Below are 12322 nucleotides of genomic sequence, written 5' to 3' on the forward strand. Positions count from 1 at the left end.
TTAACGTAATGAAACATTTAAACCGAATACAAATGTTCTGGTTAAAGGATAATTATTGGTCCAATCGCCAGATCCTCTTGAAGAGTAATTGTTCTCCGGATCCCATCCAATCCAATTTGTAAAAGTGTGCAGGTTACGACCGCTCGCATATACTGTTAATCCGCCTAAATGTAATTTATCAAGCATAGATTGACCGAAAACATAACTTAAAGTAACGTCTTTTATTCGCGTGTAACTTGCATCTGAAGCGTATCCATAACCTAAAGTGTTGTTATAAGATAAAGCCGGGCGGGTTTGACTCATGTTTTCCGGTGTCCAGTATCCGATTTCTGCAGGTGTATTTCTTCTACCCGTTTCATCACCATAAGTTAAATCCTGATTGTTCTTTGTCATTCCTTGAGCGGTTTGAATGAAAACACTTAGATTAATGTTTTTATAGTGGAAAGTATTTGTTAAACCACCAGTCCATTTTGGAGCAGCTTGACCTAAAATTTTTCTATCATCTCCAGTGATTTTTCCATCGCCGTTTAAATCGCTAAATTTTAAGCTACCAGGCCTTGCGGTTGGATCTTGTTTAGAAACATCTTCACCTGTTTGCCAAACGCCAGTCATTTCATAATCGTAAACAACACTAATTGGTTTACCAATAAACCATCTGTTGCCTATATCATCTTTACCATCGCCATATAAATCGGTAATTTTATTTTTGTTGGTTGCAAATACAACCATGGTTTCCCATCTAAAATCTTTACCGGCAAAGTTTTGTGTGTTTAACGTTATCTCTAAACCTTTGTTGGTGGTTTTACCTATATTTTCGAGTACGTTAGAGTAACCAGTAATAATTGGTAAACTTCTGCTTAACAGCAATCCACTGGTTTTATTTTCGTAAGCTTCAATACTACCGTTAATTCTGTTGTTTAAAATTCCAAAATCTAAACCAATATTAGCAGTTTTAGTCGTTTCCCATTGTAAAGATGAGTTACCCAAGTTGGCTGGAAAAACGCCAATTGTACTGATTCCGTTAAATGGTGAGCGACCAGTATTATCTGTTGTGATAGTACGATAAACACTAACCGCTTCATTACCAGTTTTACCGTAAGATAAACGTAGTTTTAAGTTGTTAAAAAACTTGGCATCTTTCATAAAACCTTCGTTGGTAATGTTCCAGCCGAATGCTGCTGAAGGGAAAACACCGTATTTAGTTGTATTAGCACCAAAAACTGATGAACCATCTCTTCTAGCTGTTAAAGTGAATAAATAACGACTATCGTAAGAGTAAAATAAACGGCCCATTTGAGAGTTGATACCATATCTATCTCTGTAACTACCACTTGTTTGTGTAGAACCAGCACCGATATTATCCAAACCTAGTTCATCATTGATAAAACCTGTTGCACCTGCTGTAGTTTCAAAGTATTTACGCTCCTGAGAACTGTAAAGTGCAGTGATATCAAAGTGATGCTTTTTAATATCCTTTGAATAAGTTAAAATATTTTCGATGGTGTAGCTGTTTGTTGAAGAATTAAAACTTCTGGCTGTACCATTATTATCATTAGCTAAACGCCCAATGTAACTACCTTCTCTTTTAGGAAAGTAAGTGTAGCCAGCATTTAATCTATATTTTAAACCGGTTAAAGCTCCCGGAAATTTAACTTCGGCGTAGCCGTTACCATTTAAATTTGTTGTTCTGCTGATTTGAGTAGTTGTTAAACCTAATAAAGGATTGGTGTAAAGCTGCTCTGGTTCCATTGGAAATATTTTATATGTTCCATTTGGATTATAAAGCTGACCATAAGGGCTCATAGCCGTAGCAAACAGTAAGTTTGCTCTGCCACCATCGTAATTATTGCTGGTTAAAAATAATGAAGTACCAACTGTTAAAAAGCTAGTTACATTTACATCAAGGTTAGAACGTAAACCAAGGCGTTTAAAATTATATCCTTTAACAACACCTTTTTGGTCTAAATAATCGCCTGAGATAAAATATTTCACATCCTGAGAACCGCCAGATATACCAACATTATGGTCTTGAATAATTCCTTGTTGCGTAGCCTCTTTTACCCAATCTACTGTGGTGCCTGCATTATAAGCTGGTAACTCACCAATATTTGGCACCGGCCTTTGCTGTACCTGACCTGTCTGCTTTAAAAAATCTGCATATTTTTGTGCGTATTCTGCGCCGCTTCTAGGCTCTAGTATGTTTGAAATATTTTCGATACCTGCATAACCACTATAACGAATAATTGGCTTGCCACTTGTACCCCTTTTTGTTGTGATTAAAATAACACCATTTGAACCGTTTGTACCGTAAATGGCAGTTGCACTCGCATCTTTTAATATCTCTACCGAAGCAATATCATTTGGGTTGATGTCGTTTAATGAGCCACCTGTTTTGCTTAATGGAACACCATCAACAACCACAAATGGGCCTGTACCTGCAGTAATAGAGTTTTGACCTCTGATTAAAGCATTTGGCTGACTTCCCGGAACGGTTGAGGTAGTAGTGACATTTACACCGGCAACAGCACCTTCAATTGATTGTAGAATGTTGGTAACCGGCAATTGAGATAACCTGGATTTAGGTACAGAAACCACCGAACCCGTTACATCAGAACGCTTCTGCGTACCGTAACCAACAACAACAACATCATTTAGTGTTTTATCATCAGCTTCATCAAGCTTTACGTTTAACTGATCATTATTTGCAACAACAATTGTTTTGCTCGTGTAGCCTACGTAGCTATAAGTTAAACTTTCGCCTTTGGCTGCTGCAATTTTATACCTTCCGTTACCATCTGTTATGGCTAATTTAGTGGTATTTACATTTTTTACGGTTACTCCTGGTATTGGTAAGCCTTTGGAATCTTGAATAGTACCGCTTACTTCTGTGATAACGCCTTGAGCGTATAGGTTACTGAAACCTGTATTAGCAATTAAAAATATTGCAAACAGTACCAGTAAACACCTTTTTGGTGATGGTAATTTTTTAAGCATAGTTTTATTTGGTTAGTTAGTTTTTTGATTTATTATCAATTTCAAAAAGAGATGTTTGAAACAATGGGGCTTTTAGTAAAAGCGGATGAGGTCTTAACTACTTGTCATAAATTATTAATTTGGTTATCACAAATAAGAAGATAAATCGGCTTTATAGTGAGGGGTAGAACGGTAATTAAGCGGGGTAAAATTGGTAATTTTATGCAAAAAAGGGGCTTAAGGGCTATTTTTTAAATTTACAAACGTAAAAACTACGTTTATTTTAAAAAAGCCTGTTAGTCCCCTTCCGCATTTATAAATCCAATTATCTTAAGTCCTGGCTATGGTCATTCGGGAAATCTTCTCCCGACCAAATTCGCTGAGCACTCCATTGAGCTGCCGGGTTTGCCCAAAATGGGTCGCTGGCAGGTAATCCTAATGGGAGAAAAATATTTGTACAGATGTAAGGGCTGCCTTGATTATTATAAAAATCTCCTAAATCTGGTTGATTTCCGTATAAACCAATGGTTAACCAAAGATTATTATAAGTTGTTGGGCTCTCTAAAGTTTTTTTAATTACCGCAGTTAAGGCACAACGCACCTGGGCCGGGCTTAATTGTTTAGGCAAAGCATTTCGAAGCGCCATATCTGCCAAATGATGAAATGCTGCTCCACGGTAAATGATAGACCTGCCTGTTGCAGGATAAGTGCCATCAGTATTAATTAAACGCTCTTGTAATATGGCATAACGCTCGTTTCGTTTTCTAATCTTCTCAAACATCGAATTATAATCCTTAACCTTTGCGCCGATTATTTCTGAGATTTTGGCCAGGTAAGGATGAATTACATAGCTATTGTAATAATCAAAGGCATAAGTGCTTCCGTCTTTATACATGCCATCGCCTACGTACCATTGCTCCATCTGCTGCAAAGCGTAATCAACCCGCATTGGGTCCCAGCTGTAGCCAAATTTTGCTAAAAAAGCCTCATTCATTGCAGAAAACAATAACCAGTTAGAAAATACCGGCTTAAACCTTTTCGTAGTTTCGATGGATTTCATCATTAAAAGCCTGTGTTTTTCACCTAAATTTTCCCAAAGCCATGGCGCTCTGATAAAAGCTAAAGCAACGTATGATGCATCAACCAACTGCTGGCCACCGATATCATAATTCATAAAATCTTTAGCGTTTGAATCTAATGAATTTTTTAAGCCTTGTATTGCCCATTCGCGGTATTGCTTTCTTAGTGCAACTTCTTTTTCATCGCCACCTTCTAACTGTAGCCAAGGGGCAACACCACTTAAAACCCTTCCTAAAACCTCTACATATTGAACTTTTATTCTATGTTCTTTATTATCAATATGGATGGATGTAACCTTTGGCATATTAATCTTCAAACTATCTTTAGCCAAATTGTATAAAACAGGTTTAACCATTTTATCCATTTGCTGCAACCAAAATTGCCTGTCGGTTAACGTAGCGGTTTGCTTAATCGTTTTTTTCTTTTGGCTAAAAGCCGATGTTGAAACAGAAAGTATCAGTATAAATATTGATAGTTTAATTGCGGAATATTTCATATTATGGTTAGGTTTCTTATTTTTTTAAAAATCTGTAAAATTCGCAGCCGGCCAGTAAAAATGCACCTACACCAAAATTTGAGGTTGAATTTTGGTCAACAATTTGACCTGGAATGGCTTTCTCGCCAATCGGCTGAACATAACCCACTTTTCCGCTATCTTGCAATGCTGTTTTTGATAAATAATTCCAGCCCTTTAAAGCAGCTTCTTTATAAATTTTGTTTTTAAGGTAGCCATTGTTGATTCCCCAAAATAAGCCATAGGTAAAAAATGCAGTACCACTGGTTTCGGGTCCGGGGGCATGTTCAGCATCCAACATACTTCTGGTCCAATAACCTTCCTTTTGCTGGCATTTCACAATAGCATCAGCCATGATTTTATATTTCGTTACAAATTCATCTCTGTTTTTATCATCTTTTGGCAAATCTTTTAATACTTTGGCCAAACCTGCAAATACCCAACCGTCGCCACGTGCCCAAAAATCTTTTTTGCCATTAACGCTTTTATGCTTTGGATATACATACTTATCATCTCTGTAATAAAGCCCTGCTTCTTTATCATACATAATGCTGTTGGCATAAGCAAAATATTCGTGTAATTTTTCTAAATATTGTTTATTGCCTGTGGTTTTATAGAGTTTTGTCATAACCGGCATAACCATGTATAAACCATCCGCCCACCACCAATAATCGTTATTAGGAGTACTCATCTCAAACTCCATAACTTCTTTAGCCCTGGCAATTTTATATTCTTGCTTATCCAAATGATATAAATCTATATAAGTTTGAAAACAAATTTGCCAATCGCCAAAAAGTACATAATCGTCCGTTTCGCCATATTTGTATTTCCAGGTACTTTTGTCTTTAGATTTTGCACCCATCCATTGATTGTGAACTGCCCAATCTTCAGAATATTCTTGATAAACCTTGTTCTGGGTAAGCGCAACCACTTCCATATTACCGGTATGGTAAGCCGCATTATCCCAAAAGGAACGTACTTGCGGTGGATTATTGCTTTGCCAAAATTGGTTAGCCTTATCAATAATTTTCAGCACCTCGGCTTTAGCTGGAAGTTTTTGAGCATAACTTGTTATTTTAAGTAAAACAAGCAACACAATTAAGAAATACTTTTTCATCTGTTTATTATTTTAAACTGTTTAAAAACATCAGTTTGTTTAATTTTTTATCGGGTTAATCCCTTTGATTGTTGGAATTACTTTTTTTATCGTTCCATCGGCATTGAACTCCATTTTATCGATGCAAACTTCTCTATTGTATCCTGCGGCATCGCCCATTGTAATACCTTTAGGCAAATTAAAACGGTGGTAAATCATGTACCATTCATCTTTACCCGGAATTTGAATCACACAGTTATGTCCTGTTCCATAAATACCGAATTGTGGAGCTTTAGATAAAATCAAATTATCATTAGGGATGGTAATTTCGCCATTTGGAGTGTCAGAATAACCATAACGAACACGGTAATTTTCGCTTCTGGTATCATCTTCAGACCATAAAAAATAATATTTTCCATTACGATAAAAAACCTCTGTACCTTCTCTAAAATCTTTATTTGGGGTAATCACTTTTATCGAATTTGTGTCGATTGAAACCATATCTGAATTTAATGGTGCAACAGCCATATAGCCATTCCCCCAATACAAATAACTTTGGCTTGTTTTAGGGTCAGTAAAAAGATCAGGATCAATTTCTTGTCCGCCTTTAATACCTTTTGGTTTCTTAGCAATTAAGGCTTTGCCGCTATCTTTAAAAGGACCATTTGGATTATCTGATACCGCAACACCAATTTTTTGAGCGGCTGTGAAATAGTAAAAATATTTATACTCGCTACCTATTTTTTTCTCAGCTATGGTTGGTGCCCAAGCATTTCTTTTGCCCCAACTCACGTCTTTTTCCAAATCTAGAATTGTCCCTTCATCTTTCCAGTTTACTAAATCAGTTGATGAAAAGGTTTTAAAATATTTACCGCTCCAACCTGTAAAACCATCACTGGTTGGGTATAAATAGTATTTTTTAGTTTTGTTTGAATAGATAATTTCAGGGTCGGCATAGTAACCCGATAATACCGGATTGTTGTTTATTTCAGCACTTGCCTTGTAGGTTTCGGCGGTTTTACCACCAATTGAAAGAGTAATTTTAGTTGAACCTTTACTAAAATCTATCGGTTTATTTGGTGCAATGCTTATTCCCGGAAGGTTATAGAACTGCAAATCGACAGTTTTTAAGTTTGAACCGTATTTTAATGGAAAGTAAACGGTTTTATCTTTTTCATCAATCACAATGTTATTTCGCTTTATAGAAGATGAACCGGCCGATTCGAGCACGGCTTTAGCACTATACCACTTTGCTAATAAACGTTTCGCTTCAATAGCAGTAATGGGTAAAACTGTACCATGGCGTGGATGAAAATCCATGTTTACGGCTTCATCAATTACTTTGAAACTGTTCAAATCGGTACTTTTTGTAAACTGATATTTACCTTTCATGTACACATCATACATTAGGATGTATTCGTTACTATTGTTTAATTTAAAAACGCCGGCACCTTCTACAGCATCTTTAGTTTGCTGCAAATATTTATCTTGAAGCACATAACCTCTGGTTAAACTTGATGAAACAGCCTTTTTTATTCCATTTCCATTTCCTTCAGTTTTGAAAAAAAGATTATATTTTCCATTGCTATAAATAATATCACCATCTATACACGAGCCATTAGTCGGACTAAAAAATAATTGTTTAGGCTCGCTTTCCAAATCTGTAAAATCCTTATTGGCATAGGCATAATAAATAATATCGGGCTGATTTCCATGTTTCATAGACCAGTATACCATATATTTTTTAGCCTCTGAATCGTAAATTGTTTGGGGCGCCCAAACCCTTTTTAAGCTATCCTGGTTTTTAAATCGGGTTTGAATATTTACAACTTTGGATGTCCAGTTCACTAAATCTGTTGATTTTAAAAGCACCATCGCCCGGTTAGAATCCCAACCTTTTGCAGATTCCATATCCGTTGCGACCATGTAGATTGTTTTACCGTCCTCGCCCCTTAATATGTGCGGGTCTCTTACGCCACCTGTAGAACTAATTTTTGCTGATGAAATAACCGGTTGATTATTATTAAGCGCTTTATATGTATAACCATCCTTACTGATGGCAAAATGTATGGCTTCCTCATTTTTATCATTACCAGTAAAATAAACAAAGAGGTAGGCATCTAACTTTTGCTTATCACTCACTTTTTTCTGCGCAAAAATTTGCAATGGAGCAAAAGCCAGCAAAACATACATCCAAAACACTATTTTCATATCAATTTATATTGTTCGATTTTAATTATTAAACTATTTAGGCACAACCCATTTAAGCACTTTTACTTCAGTTGGCTTAATTTCAGCTTTACCTTCTCCATCAACCTGGGTTACATTTTGTACAAATAAATTAAGTATCTGCTTATTCTTCCACAATTCTGTATCGTACGATGGCTCCCAATCTCCCACGCTATATGAAGTTAAATCATTGATTGTCCATTTATTGCTTAAAATATCCTGATTGGTTGCAACCGAAACTTTGCTACCTCTTTCCTCATCACGAAATACTACAGCTACGCCATATTTATTTTGTTTTCTCCAGGTAATAATCTGCGGACGCGAAATTGGAATCTTTTTGGTACCGCCGCCTTTAAGTGTAAAATCAGTTTTTCTAAAATTTAAACTATTCACTTTCCATCCCAATTTATCCATGTACACTATATGATATTGAGGAAGCTCAGCAGGTTTGTTTCTCCAATAACCGGCAATAAATGCATAGCCATGATCATCAGCAAACATTGAGGTTTGGTTAATTAATTCGCTGTTTTGGGGAATTTTAAGCGCATACTCTGCATTCGATTCTGTAATTGGCAGTACATATTTTTCGCCATTACTTTTAATCCACGTTAAACCACCATCTATAGATTTTGCATAAGCTAAATCGTGGTTACTTGCCACATCCGGACTTTCTCTCCAAACCCAGGAGATGTGCAACCCACCCAATTGATCTGTAGCAACCTGCCAGTAAGCATTTCTTTTGCCCTCGCCGTTTATTAATCCATCCTGTACCCGAACCCATGTTTTGCTTTTGATGGAATATCGGTTAATCATCAAATTTCCGTTACCAGAGCCACCATCACGATAGAAAAACATTAAATCGCCGTTGGCGAGTTTATAAAATTCAGGATAACTTACTTTCTCTTCTTTATCATTGAGCATTGCCGATTTCTCACTTAATTGAAGTGAGCCCGGTGCTATAGATTTTGCATAATTTAATTGGTTATTGTGTTGCCCCCATGCAATATGCAGATATCCGGAGCCATCAACCGCAATGCTTATAGATTTATGCGCATCCGTTGCATCGCCTTTGTAAGCTGTTTTTTGGCAAATCCAGGTTTTATCTTCTGCAGATCGCTTTGCTAAAACAACAAACTGATTATCATCATAAAAAGCCGAAAACTGTAATTTTTTATAGCTTACAATAGAGTTTTTGCGAAAAATAACCGTATTGACTGAGTTTTTAGACCAACCATCTTTCGCTATTACACCAGACTGATAATTTTGTGCAGCACAATTAAATCCAACAAAAAACAAACAGACAATTAGTTTAAAGCCAAAGATTAATTTGCAAAGTATTTGATGATTTATTAACCTACACATATTATTGAGTTTTGCTAACACCTTCTGATGTCATGATTATACGCTTAATGGTTCCGTTAGCATTATAATGCAAATAATCGATACAAACCGACCTTCTATAACTGCCACCTTCGGTATTGATAGCGCCATTATGATAAACAAAATAACTTTTCCCTTTAAAATCGATTATGGATTGATGATTTGTATTTGAATTGCCTGCAATTTCATTAATAATGCCTTTATATTCCCATGGACCGTTGATGTTTTTACTCATCGCATACACTATTTTTTCAGGAAAGCCTGATGCATACGAAAGGTAATACCAGCCTTTTCTTTTGTGTACCCACGGCGCTTCGGTAAAGGCCGGCACACTTACCATTTGAATTGGTCCATCAAATTCAACCATGTTGGCTTTTAATTTTGCGTAGTAACACTTGGTATTTCCCCAAAAAAGATAAGCCTGACCATCGTCATCAACAATCACCGTCGGATCGATATCATCCCAGCTAATATCTGTAGCCTTTGTCATATCGTTGGTTACTAAAGCTTTGCCTATTGCGTCTTTAAATGGCCCACGTGGATTATCGGCAACCGCAACACCAATCGCCTTTCCTGGTATTGTAGCGTGTGCAGTGGCTACATACCAGTAAAATTTTCCATTACGTTCAATAACCTGAGATGCCCAGGCATCGCCTTTTGACCAACTAAAATCTTTATAACTCAGTGGCGATTTATGCGCTTTCCAGTTTTTCATGTCGGCAGAAGCATAACATAACCATTCATTCATTTCATAATCATTTTTGCTTTTTGGTGCAACATCATGGCCAACGTATAAATAAACAGAATCGCCATAGACCAAAGCTGACGGGTCTGCTGTGTATTTATCTGTAATAATTGGATTTCCTTTAGCCTCCAAAACCTGCTGGGCATTTGCTTTAAAAGCAAACAGAATATTTAAGCCGCTTATTAGTATTACTGTTATTAAATTCTTCATCAATTAAGGTTTTACAGTGATACAATATTATTCAACTACAGCTACAAAACCACCAAAAGGTTTAATAGTTATTTCAGTTGATTTTAATTGTAAATCAGTTTTTTTGAAAGAAAATTCTGAATCACCATCGGTAATAAGAGTGGCTTTATTTTTTCCAAATTGAGAAAGATCAATCGTAACTATTTTATTTTGTTGCCCGCTGTTTATCCCGGCTAAATACCACTTATTGCCTGCTTTACGAGCCATAATAACATATTTACCAGGGTAACCATCTATAAATTTAATATCAGTAAAAGATGTCGGGAAATTTTGCAAATGTGTTTTGATAAAATCCGGAACACTTGCAATTCCTTCTGGAGTTTCTGCCAAATGCTGTACACCCGACTGAAAAATTACAGGCAAAGCCAATTCAAAAACGCTGCTTGTTTTTCTATTTATATTCGGGATTTTTGTGAGTGTCATGGGTGTAAAATCCATCGGATCGAAAACATTCCGCGTAAAGGGAATTGTGGTGGCATGGTACGGCGCTTCATTTGCGTTATTTTGGTCGAACGTGATAAATTCCATACCTTTTATAGATTCCATTGTAACCAAATTTGGATAAGTACGCTGCCAACCTCTGGGTAAAGTAGCGCCATGGCAGTTTACGCTTAAACCGTATTTAGCAGCATCCTCAAAAATTTCCAGGTAATATTTTATCATGGATTGCCCATCACCGCCAAAAAAATCAACCTTAATGCCTTTTATACCCATTTTTTGAAGCATGGCAAATTCTTTTTGCCTGTTAGCTTTTGTAGTGAGCTTGTTTTTCGGTGTATATTTAACGGTATTCCAATCTCCTGCAGAGTTGTACCATAAAATTAAACCTACATTTTTTGATTTAGCATAATCAGAAAGTTGCTGCATTTTCTCGAAGCCAATTTTTGTATCCCAATCCACATCAATTAAGCAATATTCCCATTTCATATCAGCAGCAAAATCTATAAACTTTTTTTGCACATCATAAGTAATGGAATTATCTTTCAAAATTATCCAGCTCCAGGATGCTTTTCCTAAAGGATAATCGGCAGGATTGATATTTGGCTTTTGTGGATAGGCTAAATCTGTTCCCAGAGTAGATTCTGTTATTGTTTTTAAACTTCCTATGGTAAGAATTCTCCAGGGCGTAAACCATGGCAAATTAGATTCTGGTTTAACATTACCGCCTGTAAAGGCTTCACGCTCATCAGGAAAACCGATTTCGTAGTTTCCCTCCGGAGAGTTTTGCTTTAAACGCGTTGCACAATAATTTCCATCTAAACCGGCTTCAGAAATTAAGACCCAATTATCACGATAGTGAAAAAGTGCCGGATAAACCCAACCTGCAGCACTTGGAGCGGCTTCGCCTACATTAATTTCTTTTTTATAATATTCTTCATAAGATGGATTTGTGCTTTCCCAACCTGTTTTTGCAACACTCATTGGCTGCAACCAGGCTTTAGTTTCAGCGAAGAAATTGTAAGAGGTTTGTTCTGATAAAATACGTTTTACCGCAGCATCTTTATCCGGAAAATGATATCGGAAAGCAATCCCATCGTTTGATACCTGAAAAATGATATCCAGTTTTTTACCGGATGCAGTTTTTAAGTGAAAAATCCGTTTTTTAGCCTGATAATGATTGTTTAGTCGCTTTGCGTTTTTGAGCGTATAAGTATCGGATACATTTGTAATATTGGAAACCGATAAAAGCGTTAATTGTGACGAAAAATTTTCATCAGCTCTAACCAATCCCAGAGCAGAAGCTTCTAAAACCTGTTCATTTTTTTTAAAGATGGAATAGTAAGCTTTACCATTGCTCATTTTAAATTTAACAGTAAGGTTGTTATCAGGACTTGAAACAGCATTGGAATTTTGAGCCTTTAAAATACCATTTGAGAAAAGCAACAGAAAAATTAGCGAAGTAAATTTATAAAACATAGTTTTTGGTTAAGGAAATGGTAATCGAGTATTGAGCTACTGATTTTTCTACCGAAATATTTGGTTAATCGAAGTAGCAAAATTTTAAAAGTATAAACAGGGGGTCAAATCATTTTTTAAGGGGGGTATTTTGGTAAAA

Annotated in this window: 7 protein-coding genes; all 7 read right to left on the reverse strand. The window is 36.3% G+C overall.

Annotated features, from left to right (window positions below):
* The 7 genes from LUA90_RS15560 to LUA90_RS15590 all read right to left on the reverse strand — a co-directional run bounded on the left by LUA90_RS15560 (nt 1) and on the right by LUA90_RS15590 (nt 12183).
* Nucleotides 1-2994, reverse strand: a complete 2994-nt coding sequence (locus LUA90_RS15560) for a TonB-dependent receptor (RefSeq protein WP_231491568.1) — start codon at nt 2992-2994, stop codon at nt 1-3.
* Nucleotides 2995-3298: 304 nt separating this feature from the next.
* A complete protein-coding gene (locus LUA90_RS15565; protein ID WP_231491569.1) occupies nt 3299-4549 on the reverse strand; it encodes a DUF2264 domain-containing protein in 1251 nt (416 codons plus the stop codon).
* A 16-nt stretch (nt 4550-4565) separates the two neighbouring features.
* On the reverse strand, nt 4566-5684 hold the full coding sequence (locus LUA90_RS15570) for a glycoside hydrolase family 88 protein (protein WP_231491570.1): 1119 nt from the start codon (nt 5682-5684) through the stop codon (nt 4566-4568).
* A gap of 39 nt (nt 5685-5723) precedes the next feature.
* Nucleotides 5724-7874, reverse strand: a complete 2151-nt coding sequence (locus tag LUA90_RS15575; protein ID WP_231491571.1) for a family 43 glycosylhydrolase — start codon at nt 7872-7874, stop codon at nt 5724-5726.
* Nucleotides 7875-7907: 33 nt separating this feature from the next.
* Nucleotides 7908-9254: a BNR repeat-containing protein gene (locus LUA90_RS15580; RefSeq protein ID WP_231491572.1), complete on the reverse strand. Its 1347-nt coding sequence runs from the start codon at nt 9252-9254 to the stop codon at nt 7908-7910.
* A gap of 1 nt (nt 9255) precedes the next feature.
* Nucleotides 9256-10227, reverse strand: a complete 972-nt coding sequence (locus LUA90_RS15585) for a glycoside hydrolase family 43 protein (protein ID WP_231491574.1) — start codon at nt 10225-10227, stop codon at nt 9256-9258.
* Between the two features lie 27 nt (nt 10228-10254).
* Entirely contained in the window at nt 10255-12183 is a 1929-nt protein-coding gene (locus LUA90_RS15590; protein WP_231491576.1) for a glycoside hydrolase family 97 protein, read from the reverse strand.
* Nucleotides 12184-12322: the final 139 nt, after the last annotated feature.

The sequence above is a fragment of the Pedobacter sp. Leaf170 genome (assembly GCF_920984665.1).
In the GTDB taxonomy this organism is placed as follows: Bacteria; Bacteroidota; Bacteroidia; order Sphingobacteriales; family Sphingobacteriaceae; genus Pedobacter.

Coding starts and splice junctions, on each gene's coding strand:
- LUA90_RS15560 (WP_231491568.1), bottom strand. CDS start 2,994: ATGCTTAAAAAATTACCATCACCAAAAAGGTGTTTACTGGTACTGTTT.
- LUA90_RS15580 (WP_231491572.1), bottom strand. CDS start 9,254: ATGTGTAGGTTAATAAATCATCAAATACTTTGCAAATTAATCTTTGGC.
- LUA90_RS15570 (WP_231491570.1), bottom strand. CDS start 5,684: ATGAAAAAGTATTTCTTAATTGTGTTGCTTGTTTTACTTAAAATAACA.
- LUA90_RS15575 (WP_231491571.1), bottom strand. CDS start 7,874: ATGAAAATAGTGTTTTGGATGTATGTTTTGCTGGCTTTTGCTCCATTG.
- LUA90_RS15585 (WP_231491574.1), bottom strand. CDS start 10,227: ATGAAGAATTTAATAACAGTAATACTAATAAGCGGCTTAAATATTCTG.
- LUA90_RS15565 (WP_231491569.1), bottom strand. CDS start 4,549: ATGAAATATTCCGCAATTAAACTATCAATATTTATACTGATACTTTCT.
- LUA90_RS15590 (WP_231491576.1), bottom strand. CDS start 12,183: ATGTTTTATAAATTTACTTCGCTAATTTTTCTGTTGCTTTTCTCAAAT.